The organism is Arthrobacter sp. zg.Y820 (assembly GCF_030125555.1).
Lineage (GTDB): Bacteria > Actinomycetota > Actinomycetes > Actinomycetales > Micrococcaceae > Arthrobacter_B.
The window spans coordinates 97,204-123,639 of sequence record NZ_JASKLX010000009.1 but is presented as its reverse complement, the minus strand read 5'-3'; the positions used below and the strand labels follow the sequence as shown (position 1 = coordinate 123,639).

Annotated in this window: 23 protein-coding genes and 1 pseudogene; 17 read left to right on the top strand and 7 right to left on the bottom strand. The window is 67.1% G+C overall.

From position 1 onward, the window contains the following. Window positions 1–15: 15 nt before the first annotated feature. Together QNN99_RS09450 and QNN99_RS09445 are read left to right on the top strand one after the other, a co-directional pair. Window positions 16–564, top strand: coding sequence for an acyl-CoA thioesterase (locus QNN99_RS09450; protein ID WP_229966203.1), 549 nt, complete (start codon window positions 16–18; stop codon window positions 562–564). Window positions 565–640: 76 nt separating this feature from the next. Next, window positions 641–1,258 (top strand): dihydrofolate reductase family protein, encoded by a 618-nt coding sequence (locus tag QNN99_RS09445; protein WP_229966202.1) that lies wholly within the window; start codon window positions 641–643, stop codon window positions 1,256–1,258. Between the two features lie 74 nt (window positions 1,259–1,332). Here the strand turns inward: QNN99_RS09445 and QNN99_RS09440 are convergent, their stop codons facing one another. Further along, the gene (locus QNN99_RS09440; RefSeq protein ID WP_269439193.1) at window positions 1,333–3,429 is read right to left on the bottom strand and encodes a YhgE/Pip domain-containing protein; all 2,097 of its coding nucleotides are present in this window, start codon (window positions 3,427–3,429) and stop codon (window positions 1,333–1,335) included. Between the two features lie 331 nt (window positions 3,430–3,760). Between QNN99_RS09440 and QNN99_RS09435 the strand changes: the two genes are divergently transcribed. Together QNN99_RS09435 and QNN99_RS17500 are read left to right on the top strand one after the other, a co-directional pair. Continuing rightward, the gene (locus QNN99_RS09435) at window positions 3,761–5,164 is read left to right on the top strand and encodes an OFA family MFS transporter (RefSeq protein ID WP_229966201.1); all 1,404 of its coding nucleotides are present in this window, start codon (window positions 3,761–3,763) and stop codon (window positions 5,162–5,164) included. Beyond that, window positions 5,161–5,271: an MFS transporter small subunit gene (locus QNN99_RS17500; RefSeq protein ID WP_442860508.1), complete on the top strand. Its 111-nt coding sequence runs from the start codon at window positions 5,161–5,163 to the stop codon at window positions 5,269–5,271. The genes QNN99_RS09435 and QNN99_RS17500 overlap by 4 nt, the downstream gene beginning before the upstream one ends. A gap of 30 nt (window positions 5,272–5,301) precedes the next feature. Here QNN99_RS17500 and QNN99_RS09430 read toward each other — a convergent pair whose 3' ends face one another. From QNN99_RS09430 to QNN99_RS09415, 4 genes are all read right to left on the bottom strand, one after another. Next, entirely contained in the window at window positions 5,302–6,420 is a 1,119-nt protein-coding gene (locus QNN99_RS09430) for a phosphotransferase family protein (protein ID WP_229966200.1), read from the bottom strand. Window positions 6,421–6,423: 3 nt separating this feature from the next. After that, complete coding sequence (locus tag QNN99_RS09425) at window positions 6,424–7,677, bottom strand: acyl-CoA dehydrogenase family protein (protein ID WP_229966199.1); 1,254 nt, start codon at window positions 7,675–7,677, stop codon at window positions 6,424–6,426. Between the two features lie 18 nt (window positions 7,678–7,695). Beyond that, window positions 7,696–8,475 (bottom strand): SDR family oxidoreductase, encoded by a 780-nt coding sequence (locus tag QNN99_RS09420; RefSeq protein ID WP_229966198.1) that lies wholly within the window; start codon window positions 8,473–8,475, stop codon window positions 7,696–7,698. Between the two features lie 153 nt (window positions 8,476–8,628). Next, window positions 8,629–10,602 carry an acyl-CoA dehydrogenase family protein gene (locus QNN99_RS09415; RefSeq protein WP_229966197.1) on the bottom strand — a complete coding sequence of 658 codons (1,974 nt, stop codon included), beginning with the start codon at window positions 10,600–10,602 and terminating at the stop codon, window positions 8,629–8,631. Between the two features lie 265 nt (window positions 10,603–10,867). Between QNN99_RS09415 and QNN99_RS09410 the strand changes: the two genes are divergently transcribed. From QNN99_RS09410 to QNN99_RS09385, 6 genes are all read left to right on the top strand, one after another. Next, a complete protein-coding gene (locus QNN99_RS09410) occupies window positions 10,868–11,302 on the top strand; it encodes a MarR family winged helix-turn-helix transcriptional regulator (RefSeq protein WP_229966196.1) in 435 nt (144 codons plus the stop codon). Between the two features lie 86 nt (window positions 11,303–11,388). Then, entirely contained in the window at window positions 11,389–11,727 is a 339-nt protein-coding gene (locus tag QNN99_RS09405; RefSeq protein WP_229966195.1) for a bifunctional 3-phenylpropionate/cinnamic acid dioxygenase ferredoxin subunit, read from the top strand. Window positions 11,728–11,906: 179 nt separating this feature from the next. Further along, window positions 11,907–12,959 carry an ABC transporter substrate-binding protein gene (locus tag QNN99_RS09400; RefSeq protein ID WP_229966194.1) on the top strand — a complete coding sequence of 351 codons (1,053 nt, stop codon included), beginning with the start codon at window positions 11,907–11,909 and terminating at the stop codon, window positions 12,957–12,959. A gap of 137 nt (window positions 12,960–13,096) precedes the next feature. Beyond that, window positions 13,097–14,311 carry a mechanosensitive ion channel family protein gene (locus tag QNN99_RS09395; protein ID WP_229966193.1) on the top strand — a complete coding sequence of 405 codons (1,215 nt, stop codon included), beginning with the start codon at window positions 13,097–13,099 and terminating at the stop codon, window positions 14,309–14,311. A 152-nt stretch (window positions 14,312–14,463) separates the two neighbouring features. After that, a complete protein-coding gene (locus QNN99_RS09390; protein ID WP_229966192.1) occupies window positions 14,464–14,775 on the top strand; it encodes a PRC-barrel domain-containing protein in 312 nt (103 codons plus the stop codon). Between the two features lie 103 nt (window positions 14,776–14,878). Beyond that, the gene (locus QNN99_RS09385) at window positions 14,879–15,961 is read left to right on the top strand and encodes a YihY/virulence factor BrkB family protein (RefSeq protein WP_229966191.1); all 1,083 of its coding nucleotides are present in this window, start codon (window positions 14,879–14,881) and stop codon (window positions 15,959–15,961) included. A 100-nt stretch (window positions 15,962–16,061) separates the two neighbouring features. Here QNN99_RS09385 and QNN99_RS09380 read toward each other — a convergent pair whose 3' ends face one another. Next, the gene (locus tag QNN99_RS09380; RefSeq protein ID WP_229966190.1) at window positions 16,062–17,378 is read right to left on the bottom strand and encodes an APC family permease; all 1,317 of its coding nucleotides are present in this window, start codon (window positions 17,376–17,378) and stop codon (window positions 16,062–16,064) included. A 64-nt stretch (window positions 17,379–17,442) separates the two neighbouring features. Here QNN99_RS09380 and QNN99_RS09375 point away from each other — a divergent pair, with 64 nt between their 5' ends. Further along, a complete protein-coding gene (locus QNN99_RS09375) occupies window positions 17,443–18,471 on the top strand; it encodes an NAD(P)/FAD-dependent oxidoreductase (protein WP_229966189.1) in 1,029 nt (342 codons plus the stop codon). Here QNN99_RS09375 and QNN99_RS09370 read toward each other — a convergent pair. Continuing rightward, entirely contained in the window at window positions 18,437–19,474 is a 1,038-nt protein-coding gene (locus tag QNN99_RS09370; RefSeq protein ID WP_229966188.1) for an NAD-dependent epimerase/dehydratase family protein, read from the bottom strand. The two genes, QNN99_RS09375 and QNN99_RS09370, sit on opposite strands and share 35 nt — an antisense overlap. Before the next feature lie 244 nt (window positions 19,475–19,718). On the opposite strand from QNN99_RS09370, the gene QNN99_RS09365 reads away from it, so the two are divergent. From QNN99_RS09365 to QNN99_RS09340, 6 genes and pseudogenes are all read left to right on the top strand, one after another. Further along, window positions 19,719–20,792, top strand: a complete 1,074-nt coding sequence (locus QNN99_RS09365) for a glutathione S-transferase family protein (RefSeq protein ID WP_229966187.1) — start codon at window positions 19,719–19,721, stop codon at window positions 20,790–20,792. Window positions 20,793–21,052: 260 nt separating this feature from the next. Beyond that, window positions 21,053–22,027, top strand: a complete 975-nt coding sequence (locus tag QNN99_RS09360; RefSeq protein ID WP_231712788.1) for a FecCD family ABC transporter permease — start codon at window positions 21,053–21,055, stop codon at window positions 22,025–22,027. Between the two features lie 80 nt (window positions 22,028–22,107). Next, the gene (locus tag QNN99_RS09355) at window positions 22,108–23,121 is read left to right on the top strand and encodes a FecCD family ABC transporter permease (RefSeq protein ID WP_442860519.1); all 1,014 of its coding nucleotides are present in this window, start codon (window positions 22,108–22,110) and stop codon (window positions 23,119–23,121) included. A 1-nt stretch (window position 23,122) separates the two neighbouring features. Next, a pseudogene (locus QNN99_RS09350) lies at window positions 23,123–23,983 on the top strand (ABC transporter ATP-binding protein); the annotation flags it as partial. Between the two features lie 182 nt (window positions 23,984–24,165). After that, window positions 24,166–25,239, top strand: a complete 1,074-nt coding sequence (locus tag QNN99_RS09345) for a siderophore-interacting protein (protein WP_442860506.1) — start codon at window positions 24,166–24,168, stop codon at window positions 25,237–25,239. A gap of 338 nt (window positions 25,240–25,577) precedes the next feature. Then, window positions 25,578–26,411 carry a M23 family metallopeptidase gene (locus QNN99_RS09340; protein ID WP_229966185.1) on the top strand — a complete coding sequence of 278 codons (834 nt, stop codon included), beginning with the start codon at window positions 25,578–25,580 and terminating at the stop codon, window positions 26,409–26,411. Window positions 26,412–26,436: the final 25 nt, after the last annotated feature.

The following is a 26,436-nucleotide window of genomic DNA, read 5'->3' as shown; positions in this document are numbered from 1 at the left end:
AGTAATATGGCGTGCATGCATCTACTCCTTCGCACGCTTCTGGTCCTCTTCCGCTCCCGCCGGCGCTCTGCATTGGGCTTTTTTGATACGTCATCGCTGCCGATGCGGGTGCTGCCCACTGACATCGACATCGCGATGCACCTGAACAACGGCATGTACCTGTCGCTGATGGACCTGGGCCGCTTCGACCTCATGGTTCGAAGCGGCTTCTGGGCCGCAATGCGCCGCAAGGGATGGAGCCCGGTGGTGGGAAACGAGACCATCAGCTTCCGCAAATCCCTGGAACTGGGCCAGCGCTACACGATCGAAACCAAGGTCATCGGATTCGACGACCGCGCCACTTACCTGGAGCAGCGGATGGTGGCCGACGGCGAAATCTACGCGCGTGCCTACATCGCCGCGCGCTTCGTGTCCAAGCAGGGGCCGGTCAGCAACGAGGACATCTTCAAGGCCGCCGGCGTGCTGCCGCCGGCCGATCTGGAAGTGCCGGAGTGGATCCGGCAGTGGCGGGAAGACGGTGCGCTCCCGAGCACCCGCCGGCCGGCGCCCCACACCTGGAACTGAGTCCTTCCCGCGGTGCCCGGGCCAGAACCGGGCGCACGCATACCGCTCGTCCGACCGGCGGCGTACATTGGCGCGCATGACTCTCTCCCTCAACATTTTCCTGAGCCTGGATGGCGTGATGCAGGGCCCGGGCGCCGCGGACGAGGACCGGTCCGGCGGCTTTGAACGCGGCGGATGGCTGGTGCCGCACATGGATGTGGGCGTGGGCCGGACGGTCACCGGCTGGTTCGCCCGGGGTGACTCGCTGCTCCTCGGGCGGAGCACCTACGAGATGATGCAGCCGTACTGGGAAGGGGTGACCGACCCGGAGGATGCAGTGGCCTACGCCCTCAACCACCTGCCCAAATATCTGGTCTCCTCCACCCTGACCAACCCGACCTGGAACAACACGCGGGTGCTTCAGGGGAACCCGCTGGCGGCCGTCGCGGCGCTGCGCGCGCACCGAGGCGAAATCCAGGTCCACGGCAGCCACCAGCTGGCCCGGACGCTGCACGACGCAGGCCTGGTCGATGAGTATCGGCTGCTGGTGTTTCCCGTCGTGGTCGGATCGGGCAAGCGGCTCTTTGAAACCGGAGCCACGCCTTCGGGCTTCCATCTCCTCGAATCGGAAACCCTGAACAGCGGCGCCCTGCATCTTCGGCTCAGGCCCATACCCTTCGGCAGCGGTGATTTCGAGGCCCGGACCGGGGCCTAAGACCAGCACCAAACCAAAGGGCGGAGCCGCGAGATGCGGCTCCGCCCTTTCGGTGGAACGTGCTGGGCTGTTCGCTAGGGCTGGGACCGGCGCGAGCGCCCGCCGGCCAGCATGACCAGCGGCACCATCAGCAGAAGCAGTGGGATGAGCACGGCCAGGACCTTCGGGGACGTGGCAATCTCGCCGGGGGTCATGGCGGAGGCGCTGGCCCTCATGGTCTCCGCGCCTTCGGAGATTTCCCCGTTGCCGCCGTCGAGCGTTTCACTGCCTTCGGCCAGTTCCTTGTTGCCTTCGGCCAGATCTGCGGCGCCTTCCTTCAGATCACCCGTTCCTGTGGTCAGCGTCTTGCCGCCGTCGTCGAGCTTCACGACGCCGTCGGAAAGGCTGCCGCTGCCGGTAACCAGCTTGCCGGTGCCGTCGGCGAGAGTCACTGTGCCGTCGTAGATCTTGGCGTTGCCCTCGGCGAGGGTGTAGGCGCCGGTTTCCAGGGTGGCCAGTCCGGTGGTCAGGCTGCCGGCTCCGGTGGCGAGCTTGCCGTTGCCTTCGGCGAGGGTGTGGGCGCCGGTTTCCAGGGTGGAGAGACCGGTGGTCAGGCTGCCGGCTCCGGTGGCGAGCTTGCCGTTGCCTTCGGCGAGGGTGTGGGCGCCGGTTTCCAGGGTGGCCAGTCCGGTGGTCAGGCTGCCGGCTCCGGTGGCGAGCTTGCCGTTGCCTTCGGCGAGGGTGTGGGCGCCGGTTTCCAGGGTGGCCAGTCCGGTGGTCAGGCTGCCGGCCCCGGCAGCGAGCTGAAGGTTGCCTTCGGCGAGGGCACCGGCGCCGATTTCGAGTTGAACCAGGCCGGTGTTGAGTGCCGCAGCGCCTGTGGAAAGATCCCCGGCGCCGACGTGGAGCGCTTTCACACCCTCAGCTGCGGTTGCAGCACCGGTTGCCAGGGCAGGAGCCTTGCTGTTGAGAACTTCCAATCCTGCCGAGACGGCATCGGTTCCGTACAACAGGCCGGGGTTGGCTGTGGTTCCATTGCCCTGCAGCCCGAGGTCGATGCCGGCCACCAGGCGTTCCAATCCTTCAAGTTTGTCCGCGGCCAGGCGCATGCCGTCCGCCTGCTCCTTGCCAATCAACGGCTCAAGCTGGGCAGCCCCCGCTCGAAGCTCGGCCGCGCCCTGGGAGACTCCCTGCGGGCTGTAGGGGCTCAGATCGGCCCTGATCTGCTGGGCAACCGTATAGGTCTGGCCCTCCTGGACGGTGTTGATCCCGCCGTTGATCTGCAGGACGCCGCCGTTGACCGCTGCTGCGGCAGGAGCAAGCTTGGCGATGCCATCGACGGCGTCTTTGGCACCGGCGGCCAGCTCGGCTGAGCCTCCAACCAGAGGTTCCATCTTGGAGTGCAGATCGGAGGCGCCGGCAGCAAGCGCGTCCGATCCCTCCCGCACGGTGGTGGCGCCGACGGCAAGGCTCTTGGAGCCTTCGGCTGCGCTGGTGGCGCCGGTGGCCAGCTGCTGCGCGCCGGTGTTGGCGCTGGTGGCGCCGGCGGCAAGCTTGTCGGCTCCGGTGGAGGCGCTGGTGGCGCCGGTGGCCAGCTGCTGCGCGCCGGTGTTGGCGCTGGTGGCGCCGGCGGCAAGGCTCTTGGAGCCTTCGGCTGCGCTGGTAGCTCCGGTGGCCAGCTGCTGCGCGCCGGTGTTGGCACTGGTGGCGCCGGCGGCAAGCTTGTCGGCTCCGGCGAAGGCGCTAATGGCGCCGGTGGCCAGCTGCTGCGCGCCGGTGTTGGCACTGGTGGTGCCGGTGGCGAGCTTGTTGGCGCCGGCGTTTGCGGCTTCAGCGCCGATGAGGAGTTTAACCGCACCCTCATCCAGGCTCGTCGCGCCGTCCTTGAGTGTGGCGGCGCCGGTCTTGGCCGAGGTGATGCCCTTGGCCAGGGTGTTCGCCCCGGCGTCGACCTTCTCGCTCCCGGCGGCAACCTTGTCCGCGCCGTCATGGGCCTTGGCGGCTCCCTCTTTCAGGTCGCCGGCACCGGTGGATGCCCGCTCGGCGCCTTCGCTGAGCTGGGCGGCTCCGGTGGCAACCCGGCTGGTGAACAGCACGAAGAAGGCCAGGAGGAGGATCAGGAACAGGGCCAGCAGTGCTGTCAGAAGTGCATGCGGGCGGGAAGTTGCCCGCCCGGACGGAGAACTCGTCATTGAAATTCCTTTATGTGGGTCAGAACCGGTCCCGTGACCGGGTGGGCCGCGAGGGGTGCCGGTGGGCTCCCGCTCTCAGTGCTGCCGGACCGAAAGCGCCTCTGCTCTGATGACGAATTCCCCCGACAAAAGTGTGATGTCTGTTACATCTAACTTACTGACCGGTAACAAAGCAAGGATTTTCGGGAAGAAGTTACCCGCGGGTAAGTTGCAGTCCCCATAAAAATCAGATAAAGCCATCGGCGTGTCAGGCCGGTTGCGGCAGCGTCGTGGTGAATGCTGGCGGCGACGGCAGTTTGCAGGTGCTTCACCATCGACAAGGGAGCTTCGGATGAGCTGGCTTGACCGTGAAAACATCATCGCCCCGCCTGGGTTCAACCGCTGGCTGATCCCACCAGCCGCACTGGCGGTCCACCTCTGCATCGGGCAGGCGTATGCCACGAGCGTGTACAAAAACGCGCTGGTGGAGCACTTCGACGCCAGCCTCACGCAGATCGGCGTCATTTTTTCCGTGGCCATCGTGATGCTGGGCCTGTCCGCCGCGATCATGGGCACCTGGGTGGATCGGAACGGTCCGCGAAAGGCGATGTTTGTGTCCGCCGTTTTCTGGTCCGGCGGGTTCCTCGTGGGCGCGGCCGGAATCTTCACCGACCAGCTGTGGCTCCTCTACCTCGGTTACGGTGTCATCGGCGGCATCGGGCTGGGCATCGGCTACATTTCTCCGGTCTCCACCCTGATCAAATGGTTCCCCGACCGGCCCGGACTGGCCACCGGGATGGCGATCATGGGTTTTGGCGGCGGCGCGCTGATCGCCAGCCCGCTGTCCTCGGCCCTGCTCACCTTCTATGACCCGGAGTTCGGCACCGCGGACGGTGACGGGGGCGAGGCTGTTGGAAAGCTCTTCATTACCCTCGCTGCCGTGTATCTCGTGTATATGCTCTACGGTGCATGGACCATCCGGGTGCCCGCGGAAGGATGGCGCCCCGAGGGGTTCGATCCGGCCACAGTAGCTGCCAAGTCCTTGGTCACCACCGCCCACGTCTCCGCCGCGAATGCGATCAAAACCCGGCAGTTCTGGCTGGTCTGGATCGTTCTTTTCTGCAATGTCACGGCCGGGATCGGCATCCTGGAACAGGCCTCGCCGATGATCCAGGACTTCTTCCGCCAGCCCGACGGCGTCTCCCTGGTCAGCGCTGCGGTGGCGGGAGGCTTTGTGGGCCTGCTCTCGATCGGCAACATGGGTGGACGCTTTGTCTGGTCCGCCACCTCGGATGTGATCGGCCGCAAGCGCATCTACATGGTGTATCTGGGGGCGGGCGCCGTGCTCTATTTGATGCTCTCGCTGTTCGGCAGCACCTCCACCATCTTGTACGTCCTCCTGGCCTTTGTGATCCTGTCCTTCTACGGTGGCGGGTTTGCCACGGTGCCGGCCTATCTCCGGGACCTTTTCGGCACGTATCAGGTAGGCGCGATCCACGGCAGGCTGCTGACGGCGTGGTCAGCCGCAGGCATCGCCGGCCCGTTGATCGTGAACTCCTTCCTGGACGCCCAGGGAACGCCTGGCGAACTGGATGCCGGCGCGTACCAGCCGGCACTGCTGACAATGGTGGGCCTGCTGATCATCGGCTTCATCGCCAATCTGATGGTGCGTCCGGTCGATTCCCGGCACCATGAACCGCAGGGTGCGGCACCGGAGAACGCACCTGCAACCAAGCTGAAGGATGAGCACCAGTGAAAAAATCTCTCGACCTTCGGGTAGCCCTGAGCTGGCTCCTGGTGGGTGTTCCCTTGGGGTACGGCGTTTTCCAGACCCTCTCCCGGGCTGCTGCGCTGTTCGGCTGACAGAAAGCACCGCTGGGCTCCGGCGCTTCCCTACCCCGTGCTTGTTGGGAGCAGGCCTGCGAAGGCGCGGGCCTGCTCCAGCAGCTGCGGCACGCCTGCCTCCAGGGACGGGGCAAAACGCGTGTCGTTGGGCCGTTCGCCCTTGAGCCACCGGGTGTAGATGGCTTCGCAAAAGATGGAGGCCTTCCACAGGGCCAGCGCCTGATACCACGGCAGCGCCTCAAGGGAGAGCCCGGTCTGCGCCTGGTAGCGCGCGATCAGCTCGCTCCGCCGCAGGTAGCCCGGGCCGCGGGTGACGGCAGACAGCTCCAGTGGGCTGGGAGGGCTGCCGGGCTCAGCGTAGGTTGCCGTCAGATAGCCGAGGTCGGCCAGCGGATCGCCGACGGCGGCCATCTCCCAGTCCAGGACGGCGGTCACCCGAGCGGGGGCGCTGCCATGGAACATCAGGTTTCCCTGCCGGTAGTCGCCGTGAAGGACTGCGGCGTGCTGGCTCTCGGGAAGGTTGTCGGCCAGCCAGCTGCCCAGGCGCGCGACGTCCGGCAGGGACCGCGTCGTATTGATGTCCCAGAGCGCGGAAAACCGTTCCACCTGCCGGCGCAGATAGCCGTCCGGGCGGCCGAAGGACGCGAGTCCGCCGACGGTCACATCCACCCGGTGCAGCTGGACCAGGGTGTCGACGACGGCGTTGCTGGTGGCCAGCCGCTGTGCTGCCGAGTTCAGGGGCGCCGGGACGGTATCGGTGATGACGAGGCCCTCCAAGTAGGTCATGACGTAGAACGGCACGCCCAGCACCGACTCGTCCTCACACACTGCCAGGATGTCCGGAACCGGAACCCCCTGGGTGTGCAGGAGCTGCTGGATCCGCGCTTCACGCACCATGTCATGCGTCGAAGGCGGCAGCGGCGGACGGGGCCCGCGCCGGAGCACGAATACCTCGCTGCCGCGCTGGATGCGGTAGGTGATGTTGGACTGCCCGTCGCCGATCTGAGCCCAGGACAGCGGGCCGGAACCCAGGTTGTGCGCATCCAGGAAAGCAGTGACGGCGTCCAGGATGAGCAGGGGCGGGGAGGCGAGCGCCTCGGCATCGGCCTGGGTTGCCACCACCTCGGTGCCGTCCGGCACTGAGTGCAGGAGGCTCGCGCCTGCCATCTTCTATGCCTCCGCGGAGCTGTAGGTCTGGGCGACGTCGGCCTGGAAGGGCGCGCCGTCCTCCACCGCCCGCCGTCGTTCTGCGGACGCCCGGCGGGCGATGGCCCACTTGTGCGTTTCGTTTGAACCGTCGTAGATGCGGAAGGCGCGCACCTCGTTGAGGTAGGACGCCAGTGGCAGGCGGTCGGAGACGCCGTCGCCGCCGCACAGCTGCAGGGAACGGTCAATCACCCGGTATACCGCCTCGGACGTGTGCGCCTTGGCCACCGAGGACAGCGCGGAGCCGGCCTTGGCATTGGATTCCAGCAGCGTGGCGGTCTTGGTGATGATGGCATCGGAGGTTTCCAGATCCATCACGTTCAGGGCCAGCATGTCCTGCGCTATGCCCAACTCGTGTAGGGCGGAGCCGAACATTTCCCGGGTGTTGGTCCGGTCCAGGGCAATGTCCATGGCCCGCCGGGCCAGCCCGAGCCAGCGCATGCAGTGGGTGAGCCGGGCCGGGCCGAGGCGTACCTGGGCATAGCGGAATCCCCTGCCGGGAGTGCCCAGCACCGCCGAGTCCGGCACGAACACGTCCTCGAAGTGCAGGTGCGGATGGCCGCCGCCGATGGCGCGGTCCATGGTGGAAATCTGTTCGCCGATCCGCACCCCGGGGGTGTCCATGTCCACGAGGAGCATGGTGGCTCCGGCCGGGGCACCACCCTCCGGCGCCGACGCGTCGAGGGCCGGGGTGCGGACCATGGCGATGCAGAAGGCGGCGTTGTTGGCGCCGCTGGTGAAGCGTTTGTGGCCGTTGATGATCCAGCCGCCGTGCACCTTGGCGGCCGAGGTCTGCAGGGCGGCCGGATCCGATCCCGCGCCGGGGTGCGGTTCGGTCATGCCGAAGCAGGACCGGGCCGCACCGGAGACCAGGGGGCGGAGATACTGCTTCTTCTGGTCCTCCGTGCCGATCAGCTCGAGCATGTGCATGTTGCCCTCGTCCGGGGCCTGGCAGTTGAGCACGGTCGGGCCGATCAGGGAATACCCCGCATCCTGGAAGATGGGCGACCAAAACCGCAGCGCCAGGCCCTGGCCGCCGTATTCCTTCGGAGCGTGCGGCGCGAAGACGCCGGCGCTCTTGGCCGCGGCACGCAGCCGGTCGAGGGAGTCCTCGCCGAGGCGCTCACCCGGCAAGGGCTCGGCCGGAATGACGGTGGACCGGATGAAGTCCCGGGTGCGGATGCGCAGGTCTTCGACCTCGGAGGGCAGGGTGCTCATGGGGATGTCCTTAGCAGCTTAGGCATTGCCGCCGGCGGCCAGCAGGCCGCCGTCGAGGTTCAGGATCTGGCCGGTGATCCAGGCGGCGTCGTCCGACGCCAGGAAGGCCGCGGCGGCAGCCACGTCCTCAGGCGTGCCCAGCCGGCCGAGGGGATAAGCAGCGGCTACCTGTTCTTCCCTGCCCTCGTACAGCGCGCGGGCAAAGGCCGTCTTGACGACGGCGGGAGCCAGGGCATTGACGCGGATGGCCGGCCCCAGCTCAACCGCCAGCGATCTGGTGAGCTGCTCAATGGCGGCCTTGCTGACTCCGTAGAAGCTGATGCCGGGGGAGGGGGTCTGCGCGCTGACCGAGGACAGGTTGATGACCGATCCGCCCCGTTCGGCGAAGTCCAGCTTCGGATGGTGAAAGGCGGCCTGTACCCAGCCGAGCGTGCCGTAGAGGTTCACCTCGATGATTTTGCGGGCGGCCTCCGGCTCCAGCTCCATCAGCGGACCGTACACAGGATTGATGCCGGCGTTGTTCACCAGGATGTCCAGCCGGCCGAATGCCCCCGCCACGGTGTCCAGCACCTCGGCGCGGTGTTCCGCGTCGTCCGACTTGCCGGCAATCGCCAGGACCGATCCCTCCGGGAACGACGCCGCTGCCTCCTCGAGGGGCCCGGGTTTCCTGGCCGTGATGCAGACCCGGGCACCCTCGGCGGCCAGCCGCCGGGCCACGGCAAGGCCAATGCCCCGGCTGGCACCGGTGACGATGGCCGTTTTCCCCTCCAGTCGCCGGGACTCGCTGTACTCCTGCATGGGACTCCTCTGATTGCCGGGACCGGGCCGCCGAAAGGGCACCACTCCCAAGCAACCGCTTGGTATGATGCGCGGTCAGGGCTAAGTCTGCTGTAGCGCGAATAGTGTGTCAAGGGCCACGTCACCGCCTGCCAGGCAGCGGGAGGGCAGCCGTCACCGGTACCGGCGGTGCAGGTTTCCCCGGGCCTCCGGGCCGTTTGCCCCTTCCGCGATCCAGGGGCCGGTTCCCTCGGACTGGTCCAGCACGCCCTCCTCCAGCCAGGTGTACCGCCCGGACAGCACCCCCTTGGCGAGCCGGCGGTCCTCGGCATCTGAGTTGCGCCACAGGTCGTCAAAGAGCGCGTCAATCCGCGCGCGGGACTGGGCGCAAAAGGCCCCGGCCAGCTCATACGCTTCGGCACCCTCCGCCGGATTCTTCCCGCGCATCGTCTCGGCCCGCATGCACACTGCCGACATGGCGAACAGCTCAGCGCCGATGTCCACAATCCGGCCGAGGAACACCTGATGGTGCTCCAGCCCGGCCTGCCACCGTGCCATGCCGTAAAAGGTGGACCGGGCGAGCCGCCGGGAGGCGCGGTCGGCGTACCGCAGATGTCCGGAAAGGGGGCCAAACTCCGCGTAGGCGGTGGGCACGGAACCGCGCCCGGCCGCCAGTGTGGGCAGCCAGCGGCCGTAAAAACCGCTGGCCTTCACTGCTGCCCTGGCCTTGTTTCCCAGCGGGGAGTCCGCCACCGCCAGGTCGCCGGCGGCCTTGAGATGGGCATCAACGGCATCACGGGCGATCAGCAGATGCATGATCTCCGTGCTGCCTTCAAAGACCCGGTTGATCCGCAGGTCCCGCAGCTGCTGTTCGGCGGCCACCGCCCGTTCCCCCCGTGCAGCCAGGGACGCCGCTGTTTCAAAACCCCTGCCGCCGCGGATCTGAACGAGTTCGTCAGCGACCCGGTAGGCCATCTCGGAGGCCCAGAGCTTGGCGAGTGCCGCTTCGATCCGGATGTCCTTGGTGCCGGCGTCGGCCATGGAGGCAGACAGTTCAAACACGCTTTCCACGGCGAAGGCAGTGGCGGCGATGAACGCCACCTTTTTGGCCACCGCCTCGTGCCGGCCGATGGGCTGTCCCCACTGCTCGCGGGTGCCCGTCCAGCCGCGGGCGATTTTCACTGACCATTTGGCGGAGGAGGCGCACAGGGCGGGGATGGACAGGCGCCCGGTGTTCAGGGTGGTGAGGGCGATTTTCAGGCCCTGCCCTTCCCTGCCCAGCCGGTTGGCCGCTGGCACGCGCACCCCGCGGAGCCTGGTGACGCCATTCTCGATGCCGCGCAGGCCCATGAAATTGTTGCGGTTCTCCACAGTGATCCCGGGAGTGTCCATTTCCACAACGAAGGCACTGATGCCGCCCTTTTCCGTTCCGTGGGTCGGCACCGCCGCCATGACGACCACCAGTTCGGCGATCACTCCGTTGGTGGTCCAGAGCTTTACCCCGTCCAGCACATACTCGCTGCCGTCCTCCGACGGGACGGCGGTGGCGCGCATCCGCGCCGGGTCGGATCCGACGTCGGGTTCGGTCAGCAGGAACGCTGAGATGGCCCCGGTTGCGCAGCGGGGGAGGTACTCCTCCTTCTGCTCCTCGGTGCCGAAGACCTTGACGGGTTCGGGCACGCCGATCGAGAGGTGGGCGGACACCAGCGCGCCCAAACTGGGGTGCACCGATCCGAGGAGCATCAGGCCGCGGCCGTAGGCGAGCAGGGACAGGCCCAGGCCGGAATACTGCCGGGGAATCTTCATTCCGAAAACTCCCAGTTCGGTCAGGCCCCGCAGGTACTCGTCCGGAATCACTCCGGTGCGTTCAATCAGCTGGCCGTCCAGGGTGGCGCAGAAAGCGGCCAGCCGGTCCAGGAAATCGCGTTCCCGGATTGCTGCCTCGGGATCAGCGGCTTGGGGCCGAATCAGGTCCAGGTTGTAGCTGCCCATGTAAATGCCCTTGGCGAAGCTTGGCCGCCGGTCCTCGGCGATGCGGGAGTCCTCGGCCAGTGCGCGGGCATCCTGGGCGGTGACCACCCGTTCCTTGATATTCCGAACGCCGTCGTCGTTGCTGCTCCGGGCATCCTGCAGGTTCCTTGTGCTCATGGCAGTTCCCCTCGGTCCGGGCTGCACCAGGCAGCCTCCGTTGGCTGTGCCGCCTCAGCGTACGCCCGGAGGGCGCGGGCTGAAAGAGGTGTCCGGTTGCCCGGGAACCTGGCCTTCCATGTTTTTGAGCGAGGGCACAATTCTTGACAAGTGCCCCCTCGGTAGCGTTGGAATAGTAAGCACACTGATTACTTCCGGCGCTCGCTGGAAGTAATGACGCCAACTGGAAAACGTCTACGGGACACGTATACAGGGAAGCAGGCAGATGCAGAACGAGGGGGACTGGGAAGCCGTCCGATTGTTGTCCACGGCAGCCCGGCTGGTGCGTCGCGAGGTCGATAACCGGCTGCGCGATGTGGGTCTGACGCAGGAGCGGGTCACCGTGCTGCGGGTGCTGGTCGCGGACGGACCGATGAAACGCGCGGAGCTGGCGCGGCGGCTGAGAGTTACGGCACAGACGCTCGGAACCTCGCTGGCGACGATGTCGCGCCAGGGGCTCGTGCGCGAGCTGCCCCACGTGCAGGGTGCAGCCAAGCGCGTGGTGGACATCTCCGACTATGGGCGCCGGATGCTGATGCGGGCTGACGACATTGAGCGGGCGGGGTTCAGCGCCGATATCCACCCCGAACTTCGCCGGGAACTCATCAGTCTGATCCGGGAGCTGGAAGTGGACCGGACGGGAGCCTCCGCGTCGCTCTAGGCGCATGGAGCCGCAGGTCCGGCAGGGGTAACGTGATGAGTGATCGAGTAGGAACGTCACGGCCCCGGGCCGGAAGAGGGTAAAAGATGAGTGAAGGCATTCGGATCGCCACCGTGGATGAAATCGACGAAGGAACAGCGGTGAAGGTCGATGCCGAAGTGGCGGGCACCGCTGACGATATCGCGGTCTTCCACAGTGACAACGGGAGCTTCTATGCCCTGAACGACACCTGCACCCACGAGGAAGCATCCCTGTCGGAGGGGTGGATCGAGGACACTGAGGTGGAGTGCCCAATACACTCGGCCAGATTCTGCCTGCGGACCGGGGAGGCGCTCTGCCTTCCGGCGCTGGTGAATGCCAAGACGCATCGGGTCGAGGTCCGCGACGGCGAGGTCTACCTCCACCCCGGCGAAGCACCGGAGTAGTGCCCCGCCCGACTGGCCCGGACTGGCCCGAGCTGCCCCGGCAGCAGGCAGGTGCACTGATTACGCAAGACATACGTTGCGTAATTACCCTGAGGATAGGTTAGCCTTACTTTTGTCCGGTTCATGCCGGGCGCTGGTCAGTCTGAATACAACTACTTTCCCTTAGTCGAGGAGCCCCCATGGCCCTGTCCCGGATGCGCCGCGCTGCGGCCGTTGCCGCCGTTGCCGTTTTGTCCCTTTCCGCCTGCTCCACCGGTTCCGCCGGAGGGGATGGGGCGGGCAGCGGCACTTCCGCCCCTGCGGCTGCAGATTCGTTCCCGGTCACCATCGAGCATGTCTTCGGTGAAACAACCATCGAGGAGGCTCCCGAGCGCGTTGCCACCGTCGCCTGGGCCAACGCGGAGACCGCACTTGCCCTCGGCGTCGTTCCAGTGGGCATGCCGGCCATCGATTACGGCGGAAACGAGCAGGGAACCACGCCGTGGATCGACGAAGCGCTGGAAGAGCTGGGTGCCCCGCTGGGGTCCGAGAACGCTCCGGTCCAGTACTCCGAGACTGACGGCATCGCATTTGACGACATCGCGGCAACCAACCCCGACGTCATCCTGGCCGCGTACTCCGGCTTGGCGCAGGAGGACTACGACAAGCTTTCCAAGATTGCCCCCGTTGTGGCCTACCCCGAAGCTGAATGGGGCACTTCCTGGCAGGAAACCGCCACGATGACCGGCGCAGCCCTGGGCCTGGCTGACGAAGCGGACCAGCTGGTCGCCGACACCGAGCAGTCCATCAAGGATGCCGCTGCCGAGCATCCCGAGCTGGAAGGCAAGACCTTCATTTACGGCAACCTGGCCAAGGGTGCCTCGTCCATCTACACCTCGCTGGATAACCGGCCCAAGTTCCTCACTGAACTGGGCATGGTCCAAGCCCCGGTCGTGGACGAAAATGCACCGGCCGGCGAGTTCTACTTCCCGTGGGCCGATGAAGACGCCAACCAGCTGGACTCCGACGTCTTCGTCACCTGGGTAGCCGACGACGCAGCCGCTGATTCCCTGGCCGCTGACCCGCTGCTCGGCCAGATCCCCGCGGTCAAGAACGGCGGCCTGGTCGCTGACTCCGATGCCGAACGTGTCTTCTCCGTCTCCGCCATCAACGTGCTCAGCATTCCCTATGCCCTGGACAACGTGGTGCCGATGATCGCCGAGGCAGCCGCAGCGGCCGACGCCGCCAAGTAGTCTCCGCACCTAAGAACACCCCGGGTAACCCGGGGTGTTCTTTCGTTTGCCCGTGGGGTTTCCCGGTTCGTGTGTTGGGCCGATTGGACAAAACCCCGATTGGACAGGACCCCCCGGGCAGCTGACACGATCAAAGGATGCAAGACCTGCTTAGTATTGCCTCCGGCCTCGAACCTGTATTCGCCGTCCTGCTCGCCGTGGGAGCAGCATTGCTGCTTGCCCGGATAATGCGTGAATCCGCTGCCAAGATCTTCAAGCGGGTGCCGCGGATCCGGGAAGTGAGTGCCCTGTCGCGCAATCCGCTGCGGCTGGTGCTGTCGCTGATCGGAGTCCGGATCGGCCTGGCGGCCACCGCCGCCGGCACCGACTGGTTCGCACCGGTCAGCTACGTGCTGACCCTGGGGCTGATCGCCTCGCTGGCCTGGCTGGCGGTGGTTGTCCTGCTCATCATCGAGGTGATGCTCCTCAGCCGGTACACCACGGACAGCAAGGACAACCGCCGGATGCGCCGGCTGAAGACCCAGGTCATGCTGGGCCGCCGCGTGGGCGTGGCAGTCATCGTCACCATCGCCGTGGCCTGCGTCCTGCTGACCATCCCCGAAGTGCGGGCACTTGGCGCCGGTATCCTCGCCTCGGCCGGTCTGATCTCCATCGTCGCCGGTCTCGCCGTGCAGAGCACCCTGACCAACGTGTTTGCCGGCATGCAGCTGGCCTTCACCGACGCCATCCGGGTGGACGACGTCGTTGTCGTGGAAACCCAGTGGGGAACCATCGAGGAGATCACCATGACGTACGTGGTGGTGCACCTGTGGGATGACCGGCGCCTGATCCTGCCCTCGACCTACTTCACGACCACCCCGTTTGAAAACTGGACCCGCAAGCAGTCCGACATCCTGGGCACTGTGGAGCTGGACCTGGACTGGCGCGCGCCGGTGGGGGATCTGCGCTCCCATCTGAAGGAAGTCCTCGCCGGAACCGAGCTGTGGGACGGACGCACCGGCGTGCTGCAGATTACGGATGCGGTGAACAGCCTGGTGCGCGTGCGCATCCTGGTCAGCGCCGCTGACAGCGGGGCGCTTTTTGACCTGCGCTGCCTGGTCCGGGAAGCGATGGTGACCTACCTGCAGGAATGGCACCCCGGCGCCCTGCCGCGCCAGCGCTGGGAGGAAGTGCACGCCAAGTCTCCGGAAGTGCACAGCAGCCCGCGGTCCGGGACCGGCGGAAGCCCGGAAGACACGAGCACCTCCCAGTTCTTCACCGGCTCCATGACAGCCGTTGACCGCAGGCATTCCTTTGCCGGTCCGGGCAAGCAGGTCTTCGACGAAAGAGAGGAAAAGTCCGCCGAGGACTAACCCGGGCGCCGTCGTTTTCTTCCTCCGCCGTTGACAGGCGGATCCCTTTCTGGCTGGCTGGCAGCAGGCCCGCGGAACATTGGGGATTGCCCGCCGCGGATTGCCGGACACGGAATGCTCACCACGGAACACTCAGCGACAGGGGTACGGCGATGGCAGACGAATTTGTAATCCACGAACTTCAAGGCTCCAACGTGTGGGCCAAGGACGGTGAACGGCTGGGGCCGGTGGGCCAGGTGCACCTGGACCGGGCCACCGGTGCGCCGGAATGGATTACGGTTGCCCTCGGCCTTTTTGAAACCCGTCAGCATTTCGTCCCGCTGGCCGGGGCGCGCCGGGATGAGGACGACATTTATGTCAACTACTCCCGGCAGGCAGTCGATGACTCGCCCATTGTTGATCCCGACGGTGCCCTCAGCCCGGAGGAAGAAACGCTGCTCACCGACTACTACAAAAAGTTCTGACCTGCCGGGCGGGCTGCGGCTGGTCGGCTCCGCGTACCTTTGGAGGTAAGCCCCCTTACGAATAGGATGAAATACTGTAATCCAACGCACCCAGGAGGCCGTCATGGCGCAGCAGGACAGTGAGGCACGGGCCCAAACGGCACCGGACCCCGACCACGCGAGCAAGCCGGACACCCCGGCTCAGGTCAGCAAGCCCAGCTGGAAGTACATCCTCCGCAAAACGATTCGTGAGTTCTCCAAGGACCAGTGCACCGATCTGGCCGCTGCCCTCACCTACTACACGGTGCTGGCCATGTTCCCGGCGCTGCTGGCCCTGGTTTCGATTCTGGGCCTGATCGGGCAGGCTGAAAGCACCACCAACACGATGCTTGAATTCCTTGAGGAGTTCGCCCCGGGCAGCGCCGTTGACGTCCTGAAAGACCCGATCACCCAGCTGACGACCTCCGGTGCTGCCGGGTTCGCACTGATTGTCGGTATTGCCGGTGCGCTGTGGTCAGCCTCGGGCTACGTGAAGGCCTTCGGCCGATCGATGAACCGCATCTACGAGGTGGACGAAGGCCGTCCGGCCTGGAAGCTGCTGCCGACCCAGCTGCTGGTCACGCTGATGCTGATCCTCCTCGTTGCGGCCCTGCTCATGATGCTGGTGGTCAGCGGCCCCATCGCCGAGACCCTGGGCAACGTGATCGGCCTCGGCCCTGAAGCCCTGATCATCTGGAACATCGCCAAATGGCCCGTCATGGCGATCTTCGCCGTGCTGCTGATCGCGATCCTCTACTACGCCACCCCCAACGTGAAGCAGCCCAAGTTCCGCTGGATGAGCATGGGGGGCTTCATTGCCCTGATCGTCCTGGGGATCGTGACCTTCGGCTTCAGCTTCTACGTGTCGAACTTCGGCAACTACAACGCGACCTACGGCGCCATTGGTGGCGTGATCGTCCTGCTGCTGTGGCTGTGGCTGGCCAACCTGTCCCTGCTGTTCGGTGCCGAGTTTGACGCCGAGGTGGAGCGGGGGCGCGAACTGCAGGCCGGCATTCAGGCCGAGGAGTCCGTCCAGCTGCCTCCGCGCGACACCCGCCAGTCGGAGAAGCGCCAGGAGCAGGAGGAAGAGGACATTGAGCAGGGCCGGAAGCTGCGCCAGCAGCACGCGGGCAAGGACTACGACGACGACCTCCACGACACCCGCTGAGGACACCCGCTGAGGACCGTCAGCGGATCGACCTCCGGGTGATCGACAGGTGATCGACAAGCAGCAGGGCGGCTCCTTCGGGGGCCGCCCTGCTGCATGTCTAGCCCAATTTGCCCTTGACCGCGCGGCGCACGCCATACAGGACCAAGCCGATCGCCAGCAGGATTCCCGCCCGCAGCCAGACCGACCCGGACTGCTGGGCCAGCAGCAGCACGCACGATGCAATCGCCAGGTAGGGCAGCACCAGCGGTGCCCGGAAATGCTTGTGGTCCACGGGGTCCCGCCGAAGCACAATCACCGAGAGGTTGGTGCTCAGGAAGACCAGGAGCAGGAGCAGCACCACGGTCTCGGCCAGGGACTCCAGCCCGCCGGTGACAGTCAGCACCATGGCCACGCCGGTGGTGGCGATGATCGCGACCCACGGCGTTTTCCGGTTGGGCAGGACCCGGCCAAAGACGCGGGGCAGCAGCCCCTGTTCGGCCATGCCGAAGGTCAGCCGGCTGGACATGATCATGGTGAGCAGGGCGCCGTTGGCCACGGCCACCAGGGCAATCAGGCTGAACAGCCAGTCCGGCACGCCAAATCCGGTGGCACTGACCACGGCCAGCAGCGGTCCGCTGGAGTTGGCCAAGTCCCCGGTGGGCAGCGCTGCCGCGGCGGCAACTCCGATCAGCAGGTACACCACTCCGGCCGTGAGCATCGCCCCGAAGAGTGCCTTCGGATACACGCGCTGCACATCGCGCACCTCTTCGGCAACGTTGGCTGACACCTCGAAGCCCACGAAAGAGTAGTAGGCAATAACTGAAGCACCCAGGACCGCCGTCGCCGGGTTAACCCCGGCGGGGAACTGGGTGATCTGTTCCGGGTGGCCGTTTCCCTGGCCGACCATGACCGCCACCAGCACAATCACCAGCACCAGGCCCGAGACTTCGATGACCGTCATGACCACGTTGCTGCGCACCGACTCCGAGATGCCCCGGGCATTGAGCAGCGCCACCAGAAGCAGGAACACGATCGCCGCCGGCCCCGGCGGGACGTCCACGAACGAAGCAAGGTAGTCGCCGGTAAAGGCGAGGGACAGGCCGGCGGCGCTGGTCACTCCCGCGGCGAGCATGCAGAACCCCACCATGAAGGAGATGATCGGGCGTTTGAAGGCGCGCTCCGCAAACACGGCCGCCCCGCCGGCCTTGGGATACTTGGTGACCAGCTCCGCATAGGAGCTCGCCGTGAGCAGGGCCAGCAGGAGGGCGACGGCCAGCGGCACCCAGATGGCGCCGCCGACTTCGCCGGACACTTCACCGACCAGCGCGTAAATACCGGCCCCGAGCACGTCGCCGAGGATGAAAAGGTACAGCATGGGACCGGTGATCCCCTGCTTGAGTTTTGAGGCGGGCGCGCCCTGCGGGCTGTTGTCCATGACGAAAAGTGTAGGCCAATCATAAGTGTGCTGACGATCGGCAAATATAGGGTAAAAATATTCCATGACTTCTGTTCCACATTCCCTGCCCGCCCGCTGCGACGTGGTGATCGTCGGCGGCGGGATCGCCGGTCTGAGCGCCGCAACGGTGCTTGGCCGGGCCCGCCGCCGGGTCGCCGTAATTGATGCCGGCCGTCCGCGCAACGCTCCGGCCGGCCACGTCCACGGTTTCCCCTCGCGCGACGGCATCGCGCCGATGGAACTCCTGGATTTGTGCCGGTCCGATCTGGAGCGGTACGACGTCGAACTCATCGACGGCGAGGTGGCGCACCTGGGGGACGGGCGGCCGGGGAACGGTGACGGCCGCACCGTGCGACTGGCCGACGGCAGGCTGCTGCACGGCCGGCACGTGGTGATCGCCTCGGGTCTGCGGGACGTGCTGCCCGACGTCGCCGGCGCGGAGGAGCGCTGGGGCAGGGACCTGCTCCAGTGCCCGTACTGCCACGGCTGGGAGGTTGCGGACCGGCCCCTGGCAGTGCTCGGAACCGCTCAGAGTTCGGTTCAGCAGGCCATCCTGGTGCGCAGTTTCTCCCGTGACGTGACCTTGATCCTGGCGGAAGAAATGGAGCTTTCCGCGGAGGATGCCCGTTCGCTGGCTGCCATGGGGGTTCAGGTGGTGTCGGGAACGGCTGTCCGGCTGCAGACCGCGGATGATGCGCTGTCAGCGGTGGTGCTGGCGGACGGCCGGCTGGTGCCCTGCCGGGCGGTGTTCTGCGAGCCGGGTGCCAGCGTTGATCCGAGGCTCGCCGGCACTCCGGGCTGCCGCCGGGACGCGGACGGCTGCATCGAAACTGATGCCGAGGGCCGCACCGGAGCGGACCGGGTCTGGGCGGTCGGCAACGTCACCGACCCCTCCAGCCAGGTGGTGGCCGCCGCCGGCGACGCCTACCGCCTCGCCGTGGCCCTGAATGCGGAATTGCTGGAGGAAGACATTGCCGCGGCCGTCCGCGCGGCGGAAAGCCGGGCAGCCGGAGAACCTGCCGCCGCCGCGGCGCCGGTCAGCGCCGCGGAGCCAGCAGCGGCGAGCCGCTGACGCCGTCGCCTTCCGACATCCCGTCCAGGATGAGCTTCAGCGACTCGACGGAGGTCTTGCGCGGAGCCCAGCCCAGCAGCTCGCGTGCCCGGGAGGTGTCCATGATCGGAGACCCGGCTGCCATGTCGATCCAACCCGGATCGGTGCGCTGCAGGCGTGCCGCCCAGGTGAGGCCCACGACGGCCCGCACCAGCTTCACCGGAATGGTCAGCAGGCGCCGGGCGCCGAGTGCGCCCGCCAGCAGCTCCGGGGTGATCACCGGCTCGGCGGCAATGTTGAAGGGCCCCTCCGCGCGCTGGTCCAGCACCCGCCAATAGGCATCGGCCATGTCATCAGCGTGGACAATCTGGAAGGAGAACTCCTTCGGCAGCGGAATCAGCGGCAGGCTCAGCTTGTTCAGGATGGCCTTGGGAAACAGCGGTCCCAGGAAGTAGTTGCCGATCTCGGTTCCGGCGCTCGAGGAGAAAACCAGCCCCTGCCGCAGGCGCGCCACCGGGATCTCCGGATACTCGCGCTCGAACTTGTCCAGCAGCGCTTCCTGCTCGCCCTTGTGCCGGCTGTAGTGGGAACTGGCTATGCCGCGCGCCGGCCAGGACTCGTCGGTGAGCCGGTCCTTCGGCGCGGGTGAGTAGGCGCCCACGGACGACGCGCAGACAAATTGGCGCACTCCCGCCGCCGCGGCTGCAGCCAGGGCATTTTCGGTGCCGTGCACATTGATGCGGTGCAGCTCGGCTTCGTCATGGTTTGGCTGCAGTGCCCAGGCCAGGTGGACGACGGCGTCCGCGCCCCGGAGCGCCTCCGTCAGTTTTTCCCGGCCCTCGCCGGTGGCGATGTCGATACTGTGCCAAGAGACGCCGTCGTACGGCGCGACGGAAGGGTCCGGCAAACGCCGGGCGATACCCACAATTTCCAGGCCATCCGGACGTTCGCTGCGCGCCTGGGCCAGTCGGCGCAGCACTGCTGTGCCGACGTTTCCGGTTGCTCCGATAACAGCTACTCGCATCTGGCTGGGTCCTTCCCCGCCGCAGATTCCGTACCGCGGATTCTCCGGCTGTTGGTGGTCATGGGTAAGCAGGCGTGTCGTTCCTTCGACTCTACCGGCGGGAGCGGCGCTGGAGCAGGGTGGCGCAGCGCGGCGGCCCAGCCGTGTGCCGGAGCACATCGAAAAGCCGGGGGCGGCGGATAAGCGGATAGTGTGGACGCCAGAGCTTTACACACGACTGAATTCCATGAGAACGGGGAGCGCCATGGCCGAGCGAACTGGAACAGGGCAGAACGACGGCGCCGGCTTCAGCACGCGCGGGGCGTATGTCACCGGGGGTGCGGAATACACCCGGGACACCAACTACATTGAAACGCGCATCACCCGCGACGGTGCCGACGGTTATCCGGTGGAGGCCGGACGGTACCGGCTGATCGCGGCACGCGCCTGCCCCTGGGCAAACCGGGCCATCATCGTGCGGCGGCTGCTGGGGTTGGAGGACGCCATTTCGCTGGGCACGCCCGGGCCCACCCACGACGCCCGCAGCTGGACCTTCGACCTGGATCCCGACGGCAGGGACCCCGTCCTGGGCATTGAACGCCTGCAGGAAGCCTTCTTCAGGCGCACGCCCGGCTACAGCCGCGGCATCACCGTTCCCGCGATCGTGGACGTTCCCAGCGGCGCCGTCGTGACCAATGACTTTCCGCAGATCACTGAGGACTTCTCGACGCAGTGGAAGGACTTCCACCGCGACGGCGCACCGGACCTGCTGCCGGCGGAACACCTGGAAGAAATGCGCGCCGTCAACAAGCGGATTTTCACCGAGGTCAACAACGGCGTCTACCGCTGCGGATTCGCCGGCTCGCAGGATGCCTACAACGCCGCGTACGACCGGCTGTGGGCGGCGATGGACTGGCTGGAGGATCGGCTGTCCCGGCAGCGCTATCTGGTTGGCGACACCATCACCGAGGCTGATGTCCGCCTGTTCACGACGCTGGTCCGTTTTGATCCGGTCTACCACGGCCACTTCAAATGCAACCGGAACAAGCTCACGGAAATGCCCAACCTCTGGGGGTACGCCCGGGACCTGTTCCAGACGCCCGGCTTCGGGGACACCGTCGATTTTGAGCAGATCAAGGCGCACTACTACATCGTTCATGAGGACATTAACCCCACCGGAATCGTCCCCAAGGGGCCGGAACTCTCCGGCTGGCTCACCGGGCACGGCCGGGAGCGGCTGGGCGGCCGCCCGTTCGGCGACGGAACTGCTCCGGGCCCGGTCCGGGCGGGGGAAGAAGTGGCTGCGGGCCCGGAGGGCCGGCAGCAGCCGTCCGCATGAATCCTCACGGCCCCGCGTAGTTTTCCAGATTGCCGGTTAATAGGGCATGGAAATGTTTCATAAGCGCCCGAACCGTAGGTTAGCCTTACTTAAGATTATTCCGTCTTGAAGGAGGTGCCGCCGTGGGCGTGAAGATCAGCCACCCCGCACCGGCACCTCACCCCGTCGGTCCGGCAGCTCAAACCGTCAGTCCGGCAGCGCAGTCCGGCCCGCAGCCGGCGCCGCGAACCGGCGCACATCCGGCCGCGCGCCGGGGCGTCCTGCTTGCCGCCTCGATCGCCGGGCTGGCGTTGGCCTGCCTTGCGTCGGTGGCCTTTGGTGCACGGGCGCTGTCCTTGGAGACCGTCTTTCAGGCACTGACCGCCTATGACCCGGGGAACGGGGACCACGCAGTGGTGGTGTCCCGCATTCCGCGCACCGTTCTGGGGCTGCTGGCTGGCGGCGCGCTGGGACTCGCGGGAGCCGCGATGCAGGGCGTGGCCCGCAACCCCCTGGCGGATCCCGGAATCCTGGGCGTCAACGCCGGAGCCGCGTTCTTCGTTGTCCTGGGCATTTACGGCTTCGGTGTAACCGCGTTTGCCGGCTATATCTGGTTTGCCCTGGCCGGAGCCGCGCTCGCCGCCGTCGTGGTCTACACGGTGGCCAGCCTGGGCCGCGAAGGTGCCACCCCGGTGAAGCTGGCACTGGCCGGCGCCGCCCTCTCCGCCGGGCTCAGTTCGTTCATGAGCGCCCTGCTGGTGTCCAGCCAGCAGACCTTCGACGTCTTCCGGTTCTGGCAGGTGGGCAGCGTCGCGGGCCGCGGCTGGGACGTGATCACAGCCGTGCTGCCGTTCCTGGCCGTCGGCGCCGTCATCACCCTGGGCGCCGGCCGCGCGCTGAACGGGCTGTCCCTGGGCGATGACCTGGCCCGCGGGCTGGGCCAGCGGGTGGGGCTCAGCCGGGGGATCACAGCCCTGGGAGTGGTGCTGCTGTGCGGCGCCGCCACCGCCGCCGCGGGTCCGATCGGCTTTGTGGGCCTGGTCATCCCGCACATGGTGCGCTCCCTGACCGGCCCCGATTACCGATGGATCCTCCCGTTCTCCCTGGTCCTGGCCCCGGTCCTGCTGATCGTCGCCGACGTTGCCGGGCGACTGGCCCTGCCGCCGGGAGAAATTCCCGTTGGCGTCATGACGGCAGTGATCGGCGCACCGGTGTTTATCTGGCTGGTTCGGCGCCGGAAGCAGGCGCAGCTGTGAGCGCGCTGCTGGACCGCTCATCCGCCCGCTCCGGGAGCGCCTCCGGGAGCGGCTCCGTGCCGCCGGAATCCGGCGGCGCAGTGATCCGGGCGGCCCGCCGCAGGTCCGCCCGCCGCCTCCGCACGGTGACCGCGGCCCTGGCCGGCGCCGTCGTCGTCCTCTTCGCCGTGAGCATCCTGCTGGGCACCTACACCGTAACCATCCCCGATTTTTTCCGGATCCTGGGCGGAGAACAGATTCCGGGCGCCACCTACATCGTGATGGAAAGCAAGCTGCCGCGGGCCGTCATCGGCACCCTGGTCGGTGCCGCGCTGGGGATCGCCGGCAGCGTCTTCCAGACCATGCTGCGCAACCCGCTGGCCAGCCCGGACATCATCGGCATCAGTTACGGCGCCAGCGCCAGCGCGGTCGTCGGGATTGTGGTCTTCGGGGCGCGGGGAACCACGGTTTCCCTGGCTGCGCTGGCCGGCGCGCTAATCGTGGCCCTGGCCATCTATCTGCTCTCCCGGCAGGGGGGAGCGGCCGGATACCGGCTCATCCTGGTGGGCATCGGGTTTGCCGCAGTGATGCAGGCAGTTGTCATGTTCCTGATGACCCGCACCGATGTCCGCACGGCCTCGCAGGCGCTGGTGTGGCTGAACGGCTCCCTGAATTCCGCCAGCTGGGACCGCGCCGGAGCCCTCGCCGTCGCCCTGCTGGTCCTGCTGCCGGTCACCGCGGTGCTCGCCCGGCAGCTGCGCGGGCTCGAACTCGGCGACGACACCGCCGCCGGACTGGGCCTGCGGGTGGAAGCGTCCCGGCTGGGCCTGCTCGTCACCGGTGTGGCCCTGGCCGCCGTCGCCACCGCCGCCGCCGGCCCGGTATCCTTTATCGCCTTCCTCTCCGGGCCCATAGCCCGCCGCCTGCTGGGCGGCCGCCAGTCCCTGGCGGCCTCGGCACTGGTGGGATCAGTGATCGTGCTGGCCGCTGATTTTGCCGGTGCCAATCTGGTGCCCGGAGTGTCCCTGCCGGTGGGCGTGGTCACCGGCGCCCTGGGCGCTCCGTTCCTGCTGTGGCTGCTGGTCACTTCCAACCGTGTAGGCCGAGGAGGCTGAGATGGGTTCCCATTTCCAAAACCAGCGGGACGTCCAGGACGGGCAAGACCTGCACGCCCTGAGCGCGCAGGACGTGGTGCTCGCCTACGGGGAGCGCACCGTGGTCGACGGGCTGTCCGTCACGCTGCCGGCCGGCCGGATCACGATGATTGTCGGCGCCAATGCCTGCGGCAAGTCGACGCTGCTGCGCGGCCTGGCCCGGCTGCTCAAACCGACCCGCGGAACGGTGCTGCTCGGCGGCCGGGACATCTCCTCCCGCCCCGCGCGTGAGGTGGCCCGGATCCTGGGGCTGCTGCCCCAGACCCCCACCGCGCCGGACGGCATCACCGTCGCCGACCTCGTGGGCCGCGGCCGGTACCCGCATCAGGGCTGGTTCCGCCAGTGGACGCAGGCCGACGACGACGCCGTTGCCGCCGCGCTGGAAGCGACCGGCACCCTGGACCTGGCCGAACGGAACGTCGACGAGCTCTCCGGCGGCCAGCGCCAGCGCGTCTGGATTGCCATGGCCCTGGCCCAGGAGACGGAGGTCCTGCTGCTGGATGAGCCCACGACATTCCTGGACGTCACGCACCAGATCGAGGTGCTGGACCTGATCACCGACCTCAACCGCCGGTCCGGCACCACGGTGGCAATCGTGCTGCACGACCTTAACCTGGCCGCCCGCTATGCTGACCATTTGATTGCGATGAAAGCCGGAGCGATCGCCGCCCAGGGCGCCCCGGCAGACGTCGTCACGGAAGACCTCGTGCATGACGTATTTGGTCTTGAATCCCGCGTCATCACCGATCCTGTGTCCGGGACGCCTATGGTGGTTCCTTTGGGGCGGCATCACCAGGCTCCAGCGGAGAAGGAACAGCCGGAGAAGGAACAGCCGGAGAAGGAACAGCCGGAGAAGGAACCGCAGGAGAAGGAACAACAGGAGAAGGAACCGCACGAGCAAGCTCCATCGGAGAAGGGGCGCGCTGCCGGCCCTGTGGGCTACCTGCCCAATCCGCACGACATCCGCAGCGCACCCGACACCGAAACCCGCCTGGAGGCAGCATCATGACGCAAGTCAGTACCCGCACCGGAGCAACAGCCGCACCCCGCAAGGCACGCCGTGCCTCCAGCGCCGGAGCGGTGATGTGCTTCGACGTTGAGGTGAGGCGGGTACAGCGGCTGAGCGGCAACTTCCAGCGGATCACCTTTGCCGGTCCCTGCCTGGCCGAGTTCGGCGTTCAGGGGCAGACCCACGACCTGCGGATCAAGGTTGTTGTGCCCTCCGTCGACGCAGCCGGCCAGCCGATCGCCGTGCCGGAATTCGACTGCAGCGACACCAGCTGGTACCGCAACTGGCTGCAGCTGGACGCCGGTGTGCGCGGTTCCATGCGCACCTACACGGTCCGTGCGGCACGCTGCGTCGGCGCGGATCCGGAGATCGACGTCGATTTCGTCCTGCACTTCGACGAGCAGGGCAAGGGCGGGCCCGCCTCCAGCTGGGCTGCTGCAGCGCAGCCCGGTGACAAGGTGAGCATCATCGGCCCGAACGCCGCCCATTGCATCACCGCGGAGAGCTACGGCGGAATTGAGTGGCGTCCGGGAATGGCGCGGCACATCCTGCTGGCCGGTGATGAAACGGCAGTTCCCGCCATCACGGCCATCCTGGAATCCCTGCCCGCTGACATCACCGGGCATGCACTGCTGGAGGTGCCCGCCGACTCCGACATGCAGCCGGTCGTGACCGATTCCTCAGTTCAGGTCACCTGGCTGTCCCGCGGCGCCCGCCCCCACGGCGAGCTCCTGGAAGCAGCTGTCCGCAACGCCGTCGCGCTTCCCGGCTGGGCCTCGGTGGAGGGGGCGCCGGTCCCGCCGCGGCAGGAAATCGCGAGGCAGGAGATCGAGGACGTCAACGTGGACGAGGCCATCCTCTGGGAGACCCCGCAGCGGCTCACCGCGGCCGCAGTGAAGGCCACGCCGAACCCGCTCACGCCTTCCGGTGCCCTGCCGTTCTACGCGTGGATCGCCGGCGAGGCGGCAGTGGTCCGCGGGCTGCGCCGGTACCTGGTCAGCGAAGCCGGAATCGACCGCAAGCAGGTGGCCTTCATGGGCTACTGGCGCAGCGGCCGGGCCGAACTCTAACCGCCCGACCGCCGACCCGGCGCCGGTCCTGAGGCGCCGGGCGCAGGGCATGTTGGGGTTGGTCACATTCTGTGGCCGCCGAAAGTTCTTCGCCGGTAAAGTGGATATTGGGTTGAGGCGCAGCCTGCCCTCCCCGTGCTCCAAGAGGTTCATTGTTCAATACCTTTCTGCCGAGAATCGCACAGAGGTGATGAATTACGAATATCTCAACAGAGACCCTGCGCTACTTTTCCGAACTCAAGACCCGGCTCCTGAACTGGGCCACCGATGACCGGCCCCCGGGGCTGGAACTGAAGTCGACAGTCGAAAAGCACCTTCCCGAAGAGCTTCCCCCGGCAGTGACCACCTTCACGAAGCGCCTGCCCGCGAAGCTCCCCCCGGCGGTCAAGGCCGGAGCCCTGAACCGGGATTGGCTGACCAACCGGGACTGGCTGTCCACCCCGCTCCGCAAGACCGGTGCCATCAGTGCCGGTGCGGCGCTGGCCCTGGGCTCCGTCGTCGTCGGAACCGCCCAGGCCGCGCAGCCGGCCGATGTGGAGCGCACCGTGGCTGTCTCCGAGATGGATCCGACCCTCGACGGCGAGGGTGAGGGGAATCCGGAAGCCCAGGGCGCGGCCGACGGAGGCGAACCTCCTGCCGACGGCGGCGAACCTCCTGCCGACGGCGGCGAGGCACCGGCACCCGTGGGGGAAGCCGCACCCGCTGAAGAGCTCCCGGCCGAGGAGCCCGCACCCGCGGAGGAGCCAGCACCCGAGCCGGTCGTTGAGGAAACCGGGCCCGTGGTACCCGTGGACGACGTGCGGGTGACCTGTCCGTACGGCTGGCGGACGAATGTGAATCCGCTGCTGCCCGCCGGTTCCTCGGAGCTCCACAACGGCATGGACTTCGGCGCCACCACGGGGACCCCGGTGAAGTCTGTCCTCCCGGGCACCGTGACCTACGCCGAATACCACCAGTACGGTGGCCTGCGCATCGTGGTGGACCACGGCGACGGCACCGAGACCACCTACAACCACCTGAACGAGATCCTGGTCGATGTGGGCCAGGTGGTGGGCGCCGGCGAAATGATCGGTACCGTCGGCAGCACCGGAAACTCCACCGGCCCGCACCTGCACTTCGAGATGATGCGGAACGGTGAGTACGTGGATCCGGCGCCCCTGCTGGGACTCTAGCCCCTGCCCGGGGCTGGAGCTCCGG

Excerpts from the sequence above, each read along its gene's own strand:
- QNN99_RS09405 (WP_229966195.1), top strand. The coding sequence starts at position 11,389 with ATGAGTGAAGGCATTCGGATCGCCACCGTGGATGAAATCGACGAAGGA.
- QNN99_RS09415 (WP_229966197.1), bottom strand. The coding sequence starts at position 10,602 with ATGAGCACAAGGAACCTGCAGGATGCCCGGAGCAGCAACGACGACGGC.
- QNN99_RS09365 (WP_229966187.1), top strand. The coding sequence starts at position 19,719 with ATGGCCGAGCGAACTGGAACAGGGCAGAACGACGGCGCCGGCTTCAGC.
- QNN99_RS09370 (WP_229966188.1), bottom strand. The coding sequence starts at position 19,474 with ATGCGAGTAGCTGTTATCGGAGCAACCGGAAACGTCGGCACAGCAGTG.
- QNN99_RS09400 (WP_229966194.1), top strand. The coding sequence starts at position 11,907 with ATGGCCCTGTCCCGGATGCGCCGCGCTGCGGCCGTTGCCGCCGTTGCC.
- QNN99_RS09440 (WP_269439193.1), bottom strand. The coding sequence starts at position 3,429 with ATGACGAGTTCTCCGTCCGGGCGGGCAACTTCCCGCCCGCATGCACTT.
- QNN99_RS09420 (WP_229966198.1), bottom strand. The coding sequence starts at position 8,475 with ATGCAGGAGTACAGCGAGTCCCGGCGACTGGAGGGGAAAACGGCCATC.
- QNN99_RS09430 (WP_229966200.1), bottom strand. The coding sequence starts at position 6,420 with ATGGCAGGCGCGAGCCTCCTGCACTCAGTGCCGGACGGCACCGAGGTG.
- QNN99_RS09425 (WP_229966199.1), bottom strand. The coding sequence starts at position 7,677 with ATGAGCACCCTGCCCTCCGAGGTCGAAGACCTGCGCATCCGCACCCGG.
- QNN99_RS09450 (WP_229966203.1), top strand. The coding sequence starts at position 16 with ATGCATCTACTCCTTCGCACGCTTCTGGTCCTCTTCCGCTCCCGCCGG.
- QNN99_RS09410 (WP_229966196.1), top strand. The coding sequence starts at position 10,868 with ATGCAGAACGAGGGGGACTGGGAAGCCGTCCGATTGTTGTCCACGGCA.
- QNN99_RS09390 (WP_229966192.1), top strand. The coding sequence starts at position 14,464 with ATGGCAGACGAATTTGTAATCCACGAACTTCAAGGCTCCAACGTGTGG.
- QNN99_RS09435 (WP_229966201.1), top strand. The coding sequence starts at position 3,761 with ATGAGCTGGCTTGACCGTGAAAACATCATCGCCCCGCCTGGGTTCAAC.
- QNN99_RS09345 (WP_442860506.1), top strand. The coding sequence starts at position 24,166 with ATGACGCAAGTCAGTACCCGCACCGGAGCAACAGCCGCACCCCGCAAG.
- QNN99_RS09380 (WP_229966190.1), bottom strand. The coding sequence starts at position 17,378 with ATGGACAACAGCCCGCAGGGCGCGCCCGCCTCAAAACTCAAGCAGGGG.
- QNN99_RS09395 (WP_229966193.1), top strand. The coding sequence starts at position 13,097 with ATGCAAGACCTGCTTAGTATTGCCTCCGGCCTCGAACCTGTATTCGCC.
- QNN99_RS09445 (WP_229966202.1), top strand. The coding sequence starts at position 641 with ATGACTCTCTCCCTCAACATTTTCCTGAGCCTGGATGGCGTGATGCAG.
- QNN99_RS09385 (WP_229966191.1), top strand. The coding sequence starts at position 14,879 with ATGGCGCAGCAGGACAGTGAGGCACGGGCCCAAACGGCACCGGACCCC.
- QNN99_RS09375 (WP_229966189.1), top strand. The coding sequence starts at position 17,443 with ATGACTTCTGTTCCACATTCCCTGCCCGCCCGCTGCGACGTGGTGATC.